A 16573-nucleotide genomic window follows, 5' to 3' on the forward strand; every position below is an offset into this window, starting at 1 on the left:
GCGTCAACCATTCAAGTCCAACACTAGTTATGGATCTTTTGATACCGAAAAGGCATCAAAGGATCCGTCTGCGCCGAACCAACGGGACGCTCGTTCGATCTGACGCAACGAGCGTCCCGTTCGTTCAGGAGATGTCGAGTGCGGCGCGGACGATGCTGTCGGTGTCGATGCCGTGGTAGAGGTACACATCGTCGAGGGAGCCGACCTGCCCGAACTTGCTGACACCGAGCGCGGCACCGGGGACGTGGTTGATCCCGGCCAGGAACGCGAGGGTGTGCGGGTGCCCGTCGAGGACGGTCACCATCGGTGCCGCCCGGTCGGCGGGGAACACCTGGTCGAGGATCCACGACGGGCCGTCGGCGAGTCCGCGGCGCGCCTGCATCGCCTCGAACAACAGTCCGGGGCTGGTCACGCACACGACGTCCGCGGCGATGCCCTGCTCGGCCAACCGGTCTGCGGCGGTCAGGGTTTCGGTGATCATCGCACCCATGCCGACCAACGTGACGGCGGGCTTCTCGGTGTGGCGGAGGGTGTATGCGCCGGCGACGACCTGACGGCGGCGACGTTCCCGGGCGGCCGGGTCGGTCGGCACGGCCGCGAGGGTCTGATCGACCGGGCGGGTCGACAGCCGCAGGTACGACGAGGAGCCGTCCGGTCGGCCCAGCCGGGAGATGCTGTCGAGCAGCGTCCACTCGACGTCGATCGCGAAGGCCGGTTCGTAGCTGACACAGCCGGGTTGCTCGAGGCCGATCGACGGGGTCTTGATCGACTGGTGCGCCCCACCCTCGGCGGCGAGGGTGACCCCGGACGGGGTGCCGACCAGGATCGACTGCCCACCCGCATAGATCCCGTACGACCACGGCTCGAGGGCCCGTTCGACGAACGGGTCGTACATCACCCCGATCGGGAACAGCGGCTGCCCCCACCGGCTCCAGGTGGCACCGAGCTCACCCATCAACCCGACCAGGTTCGTCTCGGCGATGCCGAGTTCCATGTGCTGCCCGGTGGGCTTTTCCCGCCAGTGCATGATCGTCTCGGCGTCGTCGTCGAACCAGTTACGGCGCTCGTTGGGCGACCACACCCCCACCTTGTTCAGCCACCCCGCCAGATTCGTGGTCGAGGAGACGTCGGGGCTGACCGTGACCACCCGCTTCGCCGCGTCGGGGGCCTCCCGGGACAGGTCGAGCAGCGCCCGACCCAGTGCGGCCTGGGTGGTGGAGGTGCCGGACGGGGTGCGGCCGATGTCAGCCGGCACCGCGGGCGGGGTTGCCGGTTCGACGGGGTTCCGCCGCAACCGGTCCGCGGTCGTCGCGCACACCCGGCCCGCCGCACTGCCGGCCTCGAACCGGGCCCACGGGTTCGCCGGGTCCATGCCCAGTTCCGCGGCCAGCTGCTCGTACTGCTCGACGGTCAGCAGCGACGAATGGTTCTGCGGATGCCCCTGCGTCGGCAGGCCGCGGCCCTTGATCGTGTAGGCGATGATCACCGTCGGCCGGGTGTCGTCGATCTGCCCGTACGCGGCGCGCAGGGCGTCGAGGTCGTGCCCGCCGAGGTTCCGGATCGCCCGCAGCAGGGTGTCATCGTCGAGGTCGGCGATCAGCGACGCGATCGCCGCCGCATCGGGGCCGTTCCCGGGCAGCCGCACCCGCACCTGCTCGGCGTCGCACCGCAGCAGCCGCTGATATTCGGGGTTGGGCATCTCCAGGATCCGGGTCCGCAGCGCCGCACCACCGGTCCGGGCGAACAGCGACTCGAGCAGGGTCCCGAATTTCACGGTGATCACCTGCCACCCGGCGGCAGCGAACATGGCCTCGAGCCGGCCGGCGGCGATGTTGGGCACCACCCGGTCCAGGGACTGCCGGTTCAGGTCGACGATCCACACGATCTCACCGAGCTCGGACACAGACGTGTCGAGGATCGCCTCCCACACCGCACCCTCGTCCAGCTCGGCGTCACCGACGAGGGAGTACTGCCTGCCCGTCCCCGCCGAACCGATCTGGGTGTTCACGTAGCGGCGGGCGATGGCACCCCAGATCGGGGCCGTTGCACCGATGCCGACCGAACCGGTCGAATAGTCCACCGGATCCGGATCTTTCGACCGGCTCGGGTACGACTGGAGGCCACCGAACTCCCGCAACGTCGTCAGATACTTCTCGTCCAGCTCACCGAGCAGGTAGTTGATACCGTGCAGCACCGGCGACGCGTGGGGCTTGACCGACACTCGGTCACCCGGCCGGAGCTGCTCGAACCACAGCGACGTCATGATCGACACCATCGACGCGCACGACGCCTGATGGCCACCCACCTTCAACCCCGTCGGATTCGGGCGAACCCGGTTGGCGTGGTGGATCATCGACGTCGCCAACCAGAGCACGCGCTTCTCGATCTCCACGAGCGCTTCCGGAGTGGCCGCGCGCGGGGTGAGCTGCGCCGTGTGGTCGTCGATCGTGCGGGCGTCGTTCATCGTTTCGTCCTTGCCTGTGAGTTCCTGGCACCGAATCCGATCCTCCTCGGCCCAGTTCGTGAGCGAGGCGTATCGGCGGTGACGGGCAGGCGGACCTGTGGGAACCGACCTCACCGCATCTTCGAGGTCTCGTGTGCAGATCTCTCACAACAGTCGACCACCGGAACGCACTTTGAGCAATACCGAGCGTCACGTTTGAGCATCCTGCGCATGTTCGGAGCAGCCACCGTGGGCGGCGGTTGGCAAAATGCCCAGCACGACCGCCGCCGCTACCCTCCGGCGCTACCCTGACCGGGAGGGCTCCGCACCGCGCACACCGACCCGGGGGGAAGCTTGACCACCACACCAGACCGCGTTCGCACGGCGTTCCCGGAGATCAGCTCTCGTGCGTGGGAGCACCCCGCGGATCGGGCGGCGCTCGTCACCCTGCGCACCTTGAAGGGGTTCGACACGGTCTTCCGGACCATCTCGGGTCTGTTGCAGGAGCGCCAGCACCGGCTGATGTACCTCGCGACGTCCGTGCGCGTCGACGAACGGCAGTTCAGCGATCTCCACGACCTGCGCAGCGACTGCGTGCGCATTCTCGGCGCCGACGAAACACCCTCTGATGCGCTTGGCCGGGACCATCGGCTGGATCCCGATCGGCGGGTGGGCGCTGCGCGCGATCATCGCCGCGCTCATGGAATGGCAGCGTAAGTCGGAACTGTCCGGTGACCGTGCCGGATTGCTGTGCGGGCAGGACGTCCACACGGCTCTTCGCGTGCAGCTGAAGTTGGCCGGTGGTTCCCGGGTCAGCGAGATCGACACCGAGGCCTTCCTGGCGCAGGCAGCCGAGTACGACGCCAGCGGCGACCTGCGCGACGGTGTCCTCAAGCTCCTCAACATCGAACTGCTCTCCCACCCGTTCTCGGTGCTGCGCGCCGCCGAGCTGAAGAAGTGGGTGGACAGCGGCGCCTACGCGGCGATCCTCCGCGGGGAGTACCCGCGCCGCAGCGAGGACGACGACGCCAAGATCAGCGAAGAATTTCGCAAGGCCGCGAAATCGTACAAACAGAATTTCGACACCTCGAACGACCCGCTGATCCGCATGCTCCGCGAGATCGGCAGCGGACTGGGCACCACCGTGGACGCCGTCGGCAACGGCGTCGGCGACGTCGCGGCGGACATCAAGGAGCGGTTCACGCACTGGCGCAGGAACTCCGACGGCAAGAAGGATTCCGACGGCGACAGCTGACCGGGAACCCATCGGAGGTCGGGCGCGTTTTCGCGCGCCCGACTCTCCTGTCAGTCGGCCATCGCCTCGGCCAGCTCCTCGACCTCCTGGATGACCGGTTCGGGCACCCGCACGGGGCCGGGGATGTAGGTGACCGACCGCAGTCTGCCGGTGAATCGGAAGGTTCCGCGTCGTTCCCTCAGATTCCACACGACGGGTCCGCGGGCGTCGACGCCCACCGAGATCCCGGTCCACGGCGCCATGCCGACCAGCTGGAACTGGTCGTCGAGTGTGGCCACGTCGGTGGTGACCCCGGCCGAGTCGGTGAGGGTGACGGTGAAGTTCCACCGAACGGATTCGGTGGCCTCCGCCCGCACCTGCACACCCACCACATCCGCACCGAGGGGCGCGGAGGTGTGCGCGACGCGGCCGTAGCTGTTGACCGCGAACACGATTCGGCCGCCCTCGACGTAGAGCACGTATCCGCCGTGCGGGTCACCGTGCGCGACGAGCACACCTTCGTCGCCCGCGGCGATCGCATGGGTGGCGACGTCGATGGTGAAGTCGCGGTACTGGATCAGCACACTGGACCGATAGCGTTCCAGCGTCGGCGTGCCCGCGAGGATCTTCACCGGCTCCGCGAGGCGACGCTCGTCGGGTCGCCGCTGCACGGCCTTGCGGTCGTTGAGGATCGGGAACACGGTGTTGTGCCACGCCGCTCGATCCCACGCCTCGGCGAGTTCCCGCACCTTCTCAGGGAAGAGATGCGCGACGTCCGTGGTTTCGGCGGGGTCGGATTCGACGTCGAACAGCTGCCACTGCGGATCGTCGACCCGGGTCGGATCCGTGTGCAGCGACAGCAGTTTCCAGCCGTCCCGGTAGAACCCGCGGTGACCACCGAACTCGGCGTACTGCTCGGTGTGCGGGGTGGGCTGCGCGGCGTCCCGCAGAACTTCGGCGATGCTGACACCGTCGCGCTCCTGGGCGGGAAGCCCGTTCCGGTGGCTCGGAGTTTCGAGTCCGGCGAGATCCAGGAGCGTCGGGGTGATGTCGGTGACGTACGAGTACTGCTTGCGCAGTCCGGTGTCACCGTCGGCGCGCCCGAGACCCGCCGGCCAGGACAGCAGGAACGGCACCCGGACTCCACCGGCGAACGTCTGCCCCTTGTAGAACCGGAACGGGGTATTCGACGCCTGTCCCCAGCCGCGCGGGTAGTGGACGCCGATCTTCTCCGAGCCGATCAGTTCCTCGTCGTGCGGAACGTCGCGCACCCAGTCCGACGGGACCGGTCCGTGCACGAATTGACTGAAATACGAACGCGTTCCCGCCGCGCCGCCCTCGGCGGTGCCGCCGTTGTCGGACGTGAACACGATGATGGTGTTGTCGGTCTCGCCGAGTTCGTCGAGGGTGTCGAGCACCCGCCCCACGCTCTGGTCGATGCTGTCGACCATCGCGGCGTAGACCTCCTGGTACCGGGCGAACCGCAGCTGCTCCTCTTCGGTGAGCTCGTCCCACGGCGGCGCGTCGTAACCGGGTTCGGTGTTGCGCTCGGCCATCTGGGTGCCGGGCGGGAAGAAGCCTGCCTCGAGCTGTGCGTCGAAGCGGCTGCGTCGCACTGCGTCCCAGCCCTCGGTGTAGCGGCCGCGGTACTTGGCCAGGTCTTCGGGCTTGGCCTGGTGCGGTCCGTGCATCGCGATGTGCGAGAAGTACAGGAAGAACGGCTTGTCGGCGTCGTGTGCGCGCAGGCTCTTGATCCGCGAGACGGCCTTGTCCGTGATGTCGTCGGTGACGTAGTAGTCCGACGGATACTCCTCGACGTCGACCACGGAGTTGTCGGAGATCAACTCGTTCGGGTAGTAGAACGAATTCAACCCTTCGAGCGAGCCGTAGTAGCTGTCGAATCCACGCTGCAGGGGCCAGGAGTCGCGGGTGCGACCCGGCGCGAGGTTGGTGTCGCGCGCGAGATGCCACTTGCCGACCGCGTGCGTGGCATACCCGTTCGCACGCAGAATCTCCGCGAGGCTGAGCGCGTCGTCGGCGAGTTCCATCCGCAGGCCGGGGAAGCCGGGATCGAAGTTGGCGACGCTGCCGTAGCCGGCGCGGTGCGGGTTCAGGCCGGTGAGCAGCGCCGCGCGAGCCGGTGAGCAGACCGAGGTGGTGTGATAGTTCGACAGCCGGTAACCGCTGTCGGCGAGCCGGTTCAGGTTGGGCGTGTCGATCTCGGAGCCGAACGGTCCGATGTCCGAGTAGCCCATGTCGTCGATGAGGATGACCACGATGTTCGGCGCACCGGCGGGGGCTTTCGTCTCCGGCGCCCACCACGGCGTCGACTCCGCACTCGTCCGCCCGATATGTCCGCCGAATCCGTCGTACCCTCGCGCGCCCGAAGGGATCTGCTGCCCCCCGGAACCCTGCCCGTCTCCGCTGGTTGCCGAATCCGTCACAATCACAATCCCTTTCACGATCCGAGGCGTCTTTCCCCACAGAATCGGAGAAATATTTCCCCGTGCAATCCGGGAAATACTACGGTCGCCCAAGGGCCCGTCGAGTGGTTAGAATCATGCAGATTTCAACCACTGATCGAACTTGGTCGGGCCTCCGAGCCGGTGCTAGCTTCGATCCCATGGGTACCCCGACCAGCTGCGATCGCGCCTCCATGCGGTGTCGCTGCCGTAGCTGAACGTCCCCTCACGCCTCTCGTCGTCCGGACAACGCGATCCGGGTTGTTCACGGGTTCCGCGTATCTCCTGCCCTTCCCACTTCCCTTCGGGTGACCCTTAGGACACAGCCATGTCTTCTCGTTTCCGCACGTCGACCACGCACCGGCGACAGGGCCTTGTCGTGTCGGCGGTTGTCGCTGCCCTCGTGGTGCTGGTCAGCGGGTGCACCTCGGCGGTCGGCCTGCAGCGGTCGGGTACGGAATCGGTGCTCCAGCCGGGAGAGGACGTGCCGACGGGCGGGACGGCGCGGATCGGTGTCGGTGCCGACCTGATCCCGGCGACGTTCCTGTCGCTGGGCAACAACCCCACCAACGGCGGGGTCTCGGCCAACGTCTTCGACACCCTGGTCCAATACCCGCACGGCAGTCTCGAGCCCGAGCCCCGGCTGGCCACGGCGTGGCAGCTGTCGGACGACGGACGTCGACTGGAGTTGGCGCTGCGTGACGATGTCCGCTTCCACAACGGCAAGGAATTCACGTCGAGAGACGTCGAATTCACGTTGCGGACCTACACCGATCCCAGTTGGAACGCGCAGTTCCGGCGCACCGCGGCAGCGATCACCGCATTCGACACCAGCGACCCTCACCGCATCGTGCTCACCCTGTCGCAGCCGACCGGGAACATCTTCGACCTCCTGGCGGTCGCGCCCATCCTCGACGGCGACACCGTCGACGGGCTGAAGGAGGGGCGGGTGTTCAACGGCACCGGACCGTTCACGTTCGTCTCCTGGCAGCCGAAGGTCGCGCTGTCGCTGGCCCGCAACGCCGACTACTGGGGTGATCCGCCCCACCTGGACGGCGTGACGTTCGCCGTCGTCTCCGACGATCAGGCGCTCGTGACCAAATTGCGGACCGGCCAGATCGACGCCGCCTACGATCTGCCCTCGCTCGACGCCGAACTCGCCGTCTCCCGGGGCGGGTTCCGCTCCCACGTGCTGGAAGGCGCCGCGTCCGATCAGTACATCGGGATCAACGTCTCCGCACCGCCGCTGAACGACGTACGGGTCCGGCAGGCGATCGCGTACGCGATCGACCGGGACCGCATCCTCACCGACGTCTACCGTGGCAAGGGTTACGCCTCGAGCCTGCCGTGGCCGCGGACCTCGCCGGCCTACGACGAACAGACCGCGAACACCTACGGCCGGGACGAGGAACGGGCGCGCGCACTCGTCGCCGAGGTCGGTGACGTCCCGACCATTCCGCTGAACTACCCCGCCGACCGCACCTCGCGGATCATCGCCGAGATCATCCAGGCGAACCTTCGCGACGTGGGCATCGACGTCGACCTGATCCCCACCGACGCAGCCCAGATGACCAGTCTGCTGGTGGCCGGCCAGTTCCCGGGGCTGTGGGTCACCCAGCACGGGTTCGCGCAGATGACTCCGTCCACCCTGGCCGTGGCCGCCTTCCCGTTCAACGCGGTGAAGAACGCCTCCAACTTCCTCGACCCGGAGTATCAGGCGCACGCGGTGGCGGCCTGGCAACAGCAGGACCCCACGTCACCCGCGGCGATCGACGCCTACCGTGCGCTGAACGCGGACTTACTGGAGTCGCTGTTCCTGGTGGAGATCGGGGTGGTGCAGACCGAGGTCGTGGTGTCCACCAACCTCGGCGGATTCGACTGGTCCCGCACCAACGACCCGCGCTTCGACTCCACGTACCTGCTCCGCACTTGATCCGGCGACCGCCCGCTCACCCACCGACACAGGACTCGACATCATGGTGACCTATCTGGCCAGGCGGCTCCCGTCGGCCGTCCTCGTACTGTTCCTCGCCTCACTCCTCATCTTCGCGATCCTCCGCCTGGTTCCCGGCAGCCCGGAGGAGACACTCGCCGGGGCGGACGCCTCACCGGAACAGTTGGCGGCCGTGCGCGCCGATCTCGGTCTGGACCGGCCGCTGGTGGCGCAGTACCTGTCCTGGCTCGGCTCCCTGTTCCGCTTCGACCTCGGCAAGTCCTACATCGTCGGCGGGTCGATCGGTGACCTGATCGCCTACGGTGCCCAGAACACGGTGGTGCTGGCGGCGTCCGCGCTGCTGATCGCGGTCGTGTACGCGCTCGTCGTCAGCACCGCTTCGGTGATCTTCCGCAATCGAGTGCTCGACGCCGTGGTGACGGTGAACAACTCGATCGCGGCGGCGCTGCCCATCTTCATCACCGGGACGCTGCTGGTGCTCGTGTTCGGGATCCTCTGGCCGATCCTGCCGTCGGGTGGGACCCCACCCGACGGGTTCCTGACCCGGCCCGACATCGCCGCGCAGTATCTGGTTCTTCCGGCGATCACCCTGGCGATACCGGCGGGGGCCGCCCTGACCCGATTCCTGGTGGAGGCGTTGCACACCGAGCTGCGGCAACCGTACGTGGTGACGGCCCAGTCGATCGGTGTCAGTCGTCGCCGCATCGTCCTGGCACACGCGCTGCCGAATGCGCTGCCGTCGGTGTTGACCGTTCTCGGACTGACCGTGGGCGGGTTGCTCGGCGGGGCCGTCCTCGTGGAATCGATCTTCGTCTGGCCCGGCCTGGGGCTTCTCACCGAGGAGGCGATCAACAGCCGTGACTATCCGCTCGTGCAGGTGCTGCTGGTCCTCTCCGTCGCGGTGTTCGTGGTGCTGCAGCTGCTCACCGACGTCGCCCACGCCTGGCTGGATCCCCGTATCCGATTGGGAGGACAGGCATGAGTGAGCTGGTCGATCGTGATCTGACGACATCGGAAGCGTCGCCCCCCGGTGGCCTCGCGGACCTGCGGCCCGGCCTGGTCCCGGAAACCCCGGCGGATCGGGATCCACGCCGCAGCACGGAACCGCTGTGGCGCAGCCTGACCCATGGCCGAGGTCTGGCCGGCGCGATACTCGTCGGAATCGTGGTACTCCTCGGGGCGCTGGCCCCGGTACTGGCTCGGTTCGCGCCGGACGAGCAGTTGGACGCGTCGTTCCTCCTCGGCCCCAGTTCCACACACTGGCTGGGCACCGACGACGTGAACCGTGACGTGTTGTCCCGGGTGCTGTTCGGTATCCGGGCCGACCTGGGGATCGTGTTCCTCGCGGTGCCCGCCGGCGCGTTACTCGGATCACTGATCGGCCTGGTGGCCGGCATCCGGGGGTACACCGACGTCGTCGCGCAGCGCGTATTCGACGTGATCCTCGCGTTCCCGGCGCTCGTCCTGGCGATCGCCCTGACCGCCGTGCTCGGGCCCGGGGTCCGCGCGATCGTGCTGGTGATCGTCCTCGCCGAGATACCCGTGTTCGGCCGGCTCATACGAACGTCTGTATTGAAGGTGCGCGAGCTTCCCTACGTCGAGGCCGCCGTGGTCTCCGGCGCGAGCACCGGCTGGGTTCTCCGCAAGCACGTACTGCCGAACTCGATCGAACCGCTCGGAGTGCAACTGGCACTGTCTATGTCGGTCGCCGTGTTCATCGAGGGCGCGATGAGCTTCCTCGGCATCGGTGTGGTGCCACCGACTCCGTCGCTCGGCTCCATCCTCAGCGACGGCAACCGCTATCTCGAAACCAACCCGCTGTTCGCGGTCGGCCCCCTGGTGGTCGTCTCCCTGCTGACACTCGGCTTTCTGCTGATCTCCCAGGCATTCGCGCACGCGCGGCGCCTGTAGAAAGGACACCTCGTGACCGCAGCATCCACTACTCCCGCCCTCGACGTGACGGACTTGCAGGTGGCGTTCAGCCACCCGCGCCCCGCCGTCCGGAGCATCGGCCTCCGGGTGAATCGGGGCGAGATCGTCGCGCTCGTCGGCGAATCCGGATCCGGCAAGTCGATCACTGCCCGCGCCGCGATGGGACTACTCCCGCCCACCGCAATCGCGACCGGCTCCGTGAAGGTCGACGGCGTCGAGGTGCTCGGCGCATCCGCACGCGAACTCGAGGCCGTCCGCGGCGGACGGGTCGCGATGGTCTTCCAGGAGCCGCAGACGGCGCTCAATCCTGTGCGCACGGTCGGCTGGCTGATCGGTGAGGCCCTGCGTGCCCACGGCCACTCGGGCCGAAAGCAGTTGCGCGAACGCGCCATCGAACTGCTGACCCTGGTGGAGATCCCGGAGCCGGACAAACGCATCGACTACTACCCGCACCAACTTTCCGGCGGCCAGAAGCAGCGTGTGGTCATCGCCCTGGCCCTGGCCAACGACCCCGTCCTGCTCCTGGCCGACGAACCCACCACCGCGCTCGACGTCACGGTGCAGGCCGACATCCTCTCCCTGCTCCGTCGGCTGCGGGACCGCACGAACGCCGGCATCCTGCTGATCACCCACAACCTGGGTGTCGTCGCCGATATCGCCGACAGCGTGGTGGTACTCCAGCTCGGCGAGGTCGTCGAACGCGGCGAGGTCACCGAGATCTTCGCTCGAGCCGAGCACGAGTACACCCGGCACCTGCTGGACTCGGTCCTCCGACTTCCGCAGCCGAGCGACGTTGCAGAACCGGACGCCGAGGTCGAAGAAGCAGGCACACCGGTCCTGGACGTCGACACCGTGTCGGTCGTCTACCCGGGTCGGCGCGGTCAGGCGGCGTTCCGCGCGCTCGATAACGTGTCATTGAAGCTGGCCGCGGGTGAGGTGCTCGGTGTGGTCGGCGAATCCGGTTCGGGAAAGACCACTTTGGGTCGCACGATCGCCGGATTGATTGCTCCGGCGACCGGGGCGATCCGCGTCGACGGCCGAGATGTCGCCGCCACCCGCGGATCCGCGCTGCGGGAACTGCGTCGTCGGCTGGCGTTCGTGCCGCAGGATCCCGCCGCCTCGCTCGATCCCCGCTTCACGCTCGAGGAGAGCATCGCCGAGCCCCTCGACATCCACCGGGTCGGCACCCGCGCCGAGCGACGCAAGAAGGTTGTCGACCTGCTGGACGCGGTAAGGCTGCCGACGTCGTTCGCCACACGGCTGCCGTCCGAGTTGTCGGGCGGGCAGCGTCAACGGGTCGCTTTGGCCCGGGCCCTCGTGCTGGAACCCACCCTGCTGATCGCCGACGAACCGACCAGCGCCCTGGACGTCTCCGTGCAGGCCGACGTGCTCGAACTGTTCGCCACCCTCCAGCGTGAGCTCGGCTTCGCGGCCGTATTCATCAGCCACGACCTCGCCGTGGTCGAGCGGGTGTCCACCACGGTCGCCGTGCTCCGGGCCGGACAGCTGGTCGAGACCGGCCCCGCCACGACCGTGCTGACCCACCCTCAGCACGATTACACCCGGCGACTCGTGGCCGCTCTCCCGATCCCGGACCCCGTGGCACAGCGTGCCCGGCGACAAGCGCCGGCAGCGCTGTGACCTGCATCGCCCGAAACCAGGTGGATAACGTGATCTGCGCGATGAAAGCGGCGACTTTTACACGGGCGTAAGAAATCCAGGACAAGCTTTGCGAAGGCTTGTCCACCGGCGATCGTCGGCCGCGGCGGGCTCTACAGAATGTGCTCCTGCCCACGTGTGACCGTCCAGAAAGCTGTACCGCTGTGCTCCAGCTCATCTCGATACTCGCTCTTCTCCGGAAGGTCGGCTCCTCCGCGCTGCCGTCAGTGCGCGCCGCGTTGCTTCGCTTCGCGGGGTACCTGGTGCCGATTGCGCAGACGGCGGTCACCGCGGGGGCAGCGTGGTGGGTGTCGGTCGAGGTGGCCGGTCACGAACAGCCGCTGCTGGCCCCGCTGGCCGCGGTCGTGTGCCTGAGCGTCGCGCGGGGTGCCCGCAGCCGCCGGGCCGGCGAGCTGATCGCGGGTGTCACCATCGGAACGATCGTCTCGGACGTCGTCGTGCGATACATCGGCAACGGGCCGTGGCAGATCTGCCTCGTGGTGGCGGTGGCGATGTCTTTCGCGGTGCTCCTCGACGGTGGTTCGGTGATCGTCCTGCAGGCGGGTTCGTCGGCGGCGTTGGTCGCAGCCATGGCATCCGCTACGAGCGCCCACCCGTTCGACCGTGTCGTAGACGCACTGATCGGGGGTGCGCTCAGCCTGGTGGCGCTGTCCGTGTTGCCCACCGACCCGGTGCGACGGACACGCCGGTGCGCGGCCGCTGTGCTGGACAGCGTGGCCGCAGCCCTCCGGCAGACGTCGAAGGGCCTGGCCGCGGGTGACGTCTCCGCGCTTGAGGATGCTCTCGCACTTGCCCGTTCGACGCAGTCGACCATCGACAGCATGCGCGTCGAACTGCGCTCCGGATCCGAGGTGGCCCGGATTTCACCGATTCACTGGCGGGGACGTCGCCGCATCGGCCGGCTGGCATCGATCGCCGACCCGATCGACAACGCCGCACGCAACACCCGGGTCCTGGTGCGGCGCGCCCTGATCGCCACGTACGACGGCGAGCGAGTCGACCCGCAATTGGCGGACGCCGTCTCCGATCTGGCGCACCTCGCCGACCGGATGCGGCTGATGATTCTCGCGACTCCCGCGAAGAAACCCAACGAAATCCAGATCAGCGACGAACTCGAGCGATTCGCCCGTTCACTGCCGCAGCAGGAGATCTCGGCGGGGTTCTCCGCGGCGGTCGTCTCCGCCCAGGTCCGGTCCATCGTCATCGACTTCTTCGAAGTGTGCGGCATCCCGCGCGCCGTCTGCCGGCCGATGCTGCCCCGTCCCGCCCACTACGCGGGTGCCGCGTAGCCGGCGACCTCAGGGAATGTCGAGCCGGCACTGTTCCGGCGCGCGAGAGTTGTCGATGACGCAGAACCTGTTGCCCTCGGTGTCTTCCAGGACCACGAAGTCCGAGTCCTCGGGGTACCGGTCCCACAGCACCCGCTGCGCGCCGAGACCGACGAGCCGTTCGATTTCCGCGGCCTGGTCCTCGCTGTCGCGAGCGTGCAGGTCGAGGTGCAGCCGAGGCTCGGGTTCCGCGTCGTGTTCGCTCTGCTGGATCGCCAGCAGTGGTCGGCCGTCGGGCAGCGTCAGGTTGGTGAAGTCGTTGTCGCCGACGGGCGGGAGCGCAGTCAATCCGAGTGCCTCGGTCCAGAACCTGGTTGCACGCCCGATGTCGCGTGCTCCGATCACTGTCGTTCCCAAGATGAGCATGAACCGAATTTATCCGCTGCGCCGGGCCGGGGTGGACGATGTGGGGTGTGGAATTCGACGACCTGGTGTTGCGTCCCCTGGCCGAACGCTTGTGCCGCATCGACGGCGTCGTCGGCGTCACCCTCGGCGGCAGCCGCGCCCGAGGGACGCATACGGCGGAATCCGACTACGACCTGGGCGTCTACTACCGCGGTGCCCTCGACACCGGCGGGCTGAACGATCTCGCGCGGGAGTGGGCGGGCGCCGAGGCATCGGCGACGCGGACGGGTGAGTGGGGACCGTGGGTCGACGGCGGAGCGTGGCTGTCGATCGACGGCCGGGCAGTCGACTGGCTGTACCGCGACCTCGACCGGGTGACCACGGTGTGGCAGGACACCCAGCGGGGTGTGTACGGGTTTCACGCCCAGACCGGACACCCGTTCGGGTTCGCGGACTTCGCGTACGCGGGCGAACTCGCGTCGGCGGTGATCCTCGCCGATCCGTCCGGACGCATCGCTGCTCTTCAAGCCGACATGCAGCACTACCCGGACCCCCTGCGTGAAGCCCTGGTGCGGCGACTGTGGGAGGCGGACTTCGTCACTGTGCTGGCCCGCAAGGCGATCCCGCGTGCCGATGCGACGTATGTGGCCGGTTGCCTGTTCCGCGCGGTGTGCCTGTGCGCGCACGCCCTACACGCCCACGCCCGGCGCTGGCTCATCAACGAGAAGGGCGCCGTTGCCGCCGCCGGTGCCCTGCCGAACGCACCCACCGACTTCAGCGCTCGCGCTCATCTCGTCCTCGGCCGACTCGGAACGACGCCCGACGAACTGACCGCCGCCCTCGCCCTGGCCGAACAACTCGTCGACGACACCCGGAACGCCTGCCCCCTGACGTGATCGTGCGAACCCTCAGGCGTTCTCCCCGAACCGCCCGCGGGCCTCGACCGGAATCAGCGGCTTCTCCGCCCGTGCCTTGATCTGCTGGACCGCCCACGTATTGCCGTCGGGATCGGCGAATCCGAAGAAGGTTCCCCCGTCACGCTCGTCGAACACGGTGACCTCGCTGACCTCGACACCTCGATCGAGCAACTCCTGGCGGGCCGCGGCGGCGTCGGCGACCACCAACTGCAGTCCCCTCATCGACCCCGGTGCCATCTCCGTGTGCGACGGGAGGTCGCCGATCACGATCGAGCAACCCGAACCGGTGGGGGTCAGCTGAACGACGTGCATGTGCTCGTTGGTGGTGTCGTGGTCGAGATGGAAGCCGAGCTTGTCGCGGTAGAACGCGACGGAACGATCGATGTCACTGACGGGCAGAACGACCACTTCGAGTGTCCAGTCCATGATGCGAGTTCCTCCGTATAGGTGGGGAGCGAGATTGCTCCGCATCAGATGGTGGCGCATCCGGCACGTTGTTGCCGTCGTTCTGCTGAGAGATCGGTGCTACCAGCCGCGCAACCCGTCCGGGGTGACGCGGACGAGCGTCGAGTAGTCCTGCCGGAATTTCTCGGGCGTGTAATCCAGACCGGCCATGTCCTCGTGGTACTTCTCGACGTAGGTCTCCCACTCCTCCGGCGACGGACCGTCCGCGTCGACGCGGGCTTTCCCGGTGAACACCGACACGTCACCACCCGTGGGGCTGCTGTTGAAATTCAGCGCGACCTGCGGATTCCTGCCGATGTTCGCCAGCTTGGCGGTGCCCGGTTGGCTGAAGATCAGGAACTCGGTGCCCGACCAGCTGAACCACACCGGGGTCGGAACCGGTGTGTCGTTGCGACCGACGGTCGTCAACCACACGATGGATTCGCGGGCCAGCCGGTCTGCGACGGATGCGGTGATCGCGGACGCTGAAAGAGTCATTGCGTTCTGCTGTGTCGTTTCCGATGTTGACTTCCTCTCGGCCGTGAACGACCGAGAATCCCCTCGAGACTCGGGTCCCGAGGTTCCTGTTTCACCGACAGTCGCCACCCCGCACGTTATGTGCGAGGTGGTCTCACACCGTCTCCGCAGGCAGCCACCGTCAGACCGACGGCCAAAATGTTCCTTGCCGCGTTCACATCCCGATCGTGAACGGCGCCGCATCGGCACGTCCACTCCCGCACGTTCAGCGGCATCGCCGAGGCGACCTCCCCACACACCGAGCAGGTCTTCGCCGACGGACAGAACCGGTCGATCACCACCACCCGCCGCCCGCACCAGTCGGCCTTGTACTCGAGCATCTACCGGAACTCGGACCAACTCGCATCGGAGATCGCCCGAGACAACGACCGATTCTTCACCATGTTCCGCACACTCAGACCCTCGATGGCGATCACTTGATTTTCGCGCACCAGTCGAGTGGAGAGTTTGTGCAAATAGTCGCGGCGCCGATCGGCGATCCGACCATGAATCTGCGCGACCTTCAGTCGGGCCTTGGCCCGGTCCCGGGATCCCTTCTGCTTCTTGGCCAGCACATGCCTTCGCCAGCCGCGCACGGTCCCTGCCCTCGTGTCGCGGGTTGGTGATCTTCTCCCCCGTCGAGAGCGTGTAGAGGCTGGTGATTCCGGCGTCGAGCCCGACCACCCGACCGGTCGACGGGGGCTCGGCGATCGTGTCCTCGACGAGGATCGAAACATGGTACTGACCACGAGCGTTACGCGACACCGTCACCTGCGACGGCACGGCCCCCTCCGGCAGTGGCCTCGACCACCGAATATCCAGGGGTTCGGACTGCTTGGCCAACCGGATCTGCCCGCCGCGGTAGGTGAAGCAGTTCGAATAGTAGGTCGCCGACTCCTTCGACTGACCCTTCCTCTTGAACTTCGGGTAGCCGGCCTGCTTGCGCCAGAACCTGTCGAACGCACCCTGCAACTGCCGCAGCGCCTCCTGCAACGGCCCCTTCGACGGCTCCGCCAACCACTCCGTCTCGGCATCCCGCTTCCATCCGGTGAGCATCTTCGAGGTATCCGCATAGGTCACCCGATGCCGCTCCTGCGACCAGGCACGCGTCCGCTCCGCCAACGCCCGGTTGTAGACATACCGGGTGCACCCGAACGTCCGAGCAAGCTGTTCCGCCTGCACCGCAGTCGGATAGAAACGGTACTTGAACGCCCGCCTCACCACCCTCCCCGCCATGACCCAGACACTAGCCACACAGTCCGACAAAACCAGATCGGCTCACCCGGACCTGAAGGACCGGGTTTGCGCCGAAAGACTC

At 67.4% G+C, this 16573-nt stretch carries 13 protein-coding genes and 2 pseudogenes; 7 read left to right on the plus strand and 8 right to left on the minus strand.

All coding sequences use genetic code 11. The annotated features are described in order from the left end of the window. Window positions 1-124 precede the first annotated feature (124 nt). Entirely contained in the window at window positions 125-2464 is a 2340-nt protein-coding gene (locus RHA1_RS16020) for a thiamine pyrophosphate-binding protein (RefSeq protein WP_081437527.1), read from the minus strand. Between the two features lie 333 nt (window positions 2465-2797). Between RHA1_RS16020 and RHA1_RS16025 the strand changes: the two are divergent. After that, window positions 2798-3698, plus strand: a pseudogene (locus RHA1_RS16025) (M48 family metallopeptidase). Window positions 3699-3748: 50 nt separating this feature from the next. On the opposite strand, the gene RHA1_RS16030 reads toward RHA1_RS16025, so the two are convergent. Further along, a complete protein-coding gene (locus RHA1_RS16030; protein WP_011595957.1) occupies window positions 3749-6121 on the minus strand; it encodes an arylsulfatase in 2373 nt (790 codons plus the stop codon). Window positions 6122-6467: 346 nt separating this feature from the next. Between RHA1_RS16030 and RHA1_RS16035 the strand changes: the two genes are divergently transcribed. From RHA1_RS16035 to RHA1_RS16055, 5 genes are all read left to right on the plus strand, one after another. After that, the gene (locus RHA1_RS16035) at window positions 6468-8072 is read left to right on the plus strand and encodes an ABC transporter substrate-binding protein (protein WP_011595958.1); all 1605 of its coding nucleotides are present in this window, start codon (window positions 6468-6470) and stop codon (window positions 8070-8072) included. Window positions 8073-8115: 43 nt separating this feature from the next. Beyond that, complete coding sequence (locus tag RHA1_RS16040; protein ID WP_011595959.1) at window positions 8116-9075, plus strand: ABC transporter permease; 960 nt, start codon at window positions 8116-8118, stop codon at window positions 9073-9075. Further along, window positions 9072-10004: an ABC transporter permease gene (locus tag RHA1_RS16045; protein ID WP_011595960.1), complete on the plus strand. Its 933-nt coding sequence runs from the start codon at window positions 9072-9074 to the stop codon at window positions 10002-10004. Before RHA1_RS16040 ends, RHA1_RS16045 begins: the two co-directional genes overlap by 4 nt. 12 nt (window positions 10005-10016) lie before the next feature. Beyond that, window positions 10017-11666 carry a dipeptide ABC transporter ATP-binding protein gene (locus RHA1_RS16050; RefSeq protein WP_011595961.1) on the plus strand — a complete coding sequence of 550 codons (1650 nt, stop codon included), beginning with the start codon at window positions 10017-10019 and terminating at the stop codon, window positions 11664-11666. A gap of 182 nt (window positions 11667-11848) precedes the next feature. Beyond that, window positions 11849-12994, plus strand: a complete 1146-nt coding sequence (locus RHA1_RS16055) for an FUSC family protein (RefSeq protein ID WP_041811537.1) — start codon at window positions 11849-11851, stop codon at window positions 12992-12994. Window positions 12995-13003: 9 nt separating this feature from the next. On the opposite strand, the gene RHA1_RS16060 is transcribed toward RHA1_RS16055, so the two are convergent. Next, window positions 13004-13399, minus strand: coding sequence for a VOC family protein (locus tag RHA1_RS16060; protein WP_016881922.1), 396 nt, complete (start codon window positions 13397-13399; stop codon window positions 13004-13006). A 38-nt stretch (window positions 13400-13437) separates the two neighbouring features. Here RHA1_RS16060 and RHA1_RS16065 point away from each other — a divergent pair, with 38 nt between their 5' ends. After that, a complete protein-coding gene (locus tag RHA1_RS16065; RefSeq protein ID WP_011595964.1) occupies window positions 13438-14274 on the plus strand; it encodes a nucleotidyltransferase domain-containing protein in 837 nt (278 codons plus the stop codon). Window positions 14275-14286: 12 nt separating this feature from the next. On the opposite strand, the gene RHA1_RS16070 is transcribed toward RHA1_RS16065, so the two are convergent. The 5 genes and pseudogenes from RHA1_RS16070 to RHA1_RS53990 all read right to left on the minus strand — a co-directional run. Further along, window positions 14287-14721, minus strand: a complete 435-nt coding sequence (locus tag RHA1_RS16070) for a VOC family protein (protein ID WP_011595965.1) — start codon at window positions 14719-14721, stop codon at window positions 14287-14289. Between the two features lie 99 nt (window positions 14722-14820). Beyond that, window positions 14821-15237 (minus strand): TIGR03667 family PPOX class F420-dependent oxidoreductase, encoded by a 417-nt coding sequence (locus RHA1_RS16075; RefSeq protein WP_041811539.1) that lies wholly within the window; start codon window positions 15235-15237, stop codon window positions 14821-14823. Window positions 15238-15353: 116 nt separating this feature from the next. Further along, window positions 15354-15596: a zinc ribbon domain-containing protein gene (locus RHA1_RS53980; protein WP_237726913.1), complete on the minus strand. Its 243-nt coding sequence runs from the start codon at window positions 15594-15596 to the stop codon at window positions 15354-15356. After that, the gene (locus RHA1_RS53985; protein WP_237726914.1) at window positions 15597-15992 is read right to left on the minus strand and encodes a transposase; all 396 of its coding nucleotides are present in this window, start codon (window positions 15990-15992) and stop codon (window positions 15597-15599) included. After that, a pseudogene (locus tag RHA1_RS53990) lies at window positions 15889-16491 on the minus strand (RNA-guided endonuclease InsQ/TnpB family protein); the annotation flags it as partial. The pseudogene RHA1_RS53990 and the gene RHA1_RS53985, both read right to left, overlap by 104 nt. Window positions 16492-16573 lie beyond the last annotated feature (82 nt).

It is taken from the genome of Rhodococcus jostii RHA1 (assembly GCF_000014565.1).
In the GTDB taxonomy this organism is placed as follows: domain Bacteria; phylum Actinomycetota; class Actinomycetes; order Mycobacteriales; family Mycobacteriaceae; genus Rhodococcus_F; species Rhodococcus_F jostii_A.

Bases quoted from the DNA above. Each gene is read 5' to 3' on its own strand.
- RHA1_RS16020 (WP_081437527.1), bottom strand. From the start codon at position 2,464: ATGAACGACGCCCGCACGATCGACGACCACACGGCGCAGCTCACCCCG.
- RHA1_RS16035 (WP_011595958.1), top strand. From the start codon at position 6,468: ATGTCTTCTCGTTTCCGCACGTCGACCACGCACCGGCGACAGGGCCTT.
- RHA1_RS16040 (WP_011595959.1), top strand. From the start codon at position 8,116: ATGGTGACCTATCTGGCCAGGCGGCTCCCGTCGGCCGTCCTCGTACTG.
- RHA1_RS16045 (WP_011595960.1), top strand. From the start codon at position 9,072: ATGAGTGAGCTGGTCGATCGTGATCTGACGACATCGGAAGCGTCGCCC.
- RHA1_RS16060 (WP_016881922.1), bottom strand. From the start codon at position 13,399: ATGCTCATCTTGGGAACGACAGTGATCGGAGCACGCGACATCGGGCGT.
- RHA1_RS16065 (WP_011595964.1), top strand. From the start codon at position 13,438: ATGTGGGGTGTGGAATTCGACGACCTGGTGTTGCGTCCCCTGGCCGAA.
- RHA1_RS16070 (WP_011595965.1), bottom strand. From the start codon at position 14,721: ATGGACTGGACACTCGAAGTGGTCGTTCTGCCCGTCAGTGACATCGAT.
- RHA1_RS16075 (WP_041811539.1), bottom strand. From the start codon at position 15,237: ATGACTCTTTCAGCGTCCGCGATCACCGCATCCGTCGCAGACCGGCTG.
- RHA1_RS53980 (WP_237726913.1), bottom strand. From the start codon at position 15,596: ATGCTCGAGTACAAGGCCGACTGGTGCGGGCGGCGGGTGGTGGTGATC.
- RHA1_RS53985 (WP_237726914.1), bottom strand. From the start codon at position 15,992: ATGTTTCGATCCTCGTCGAGGACACGATCGCCGAGCCCCCGTCGACCG.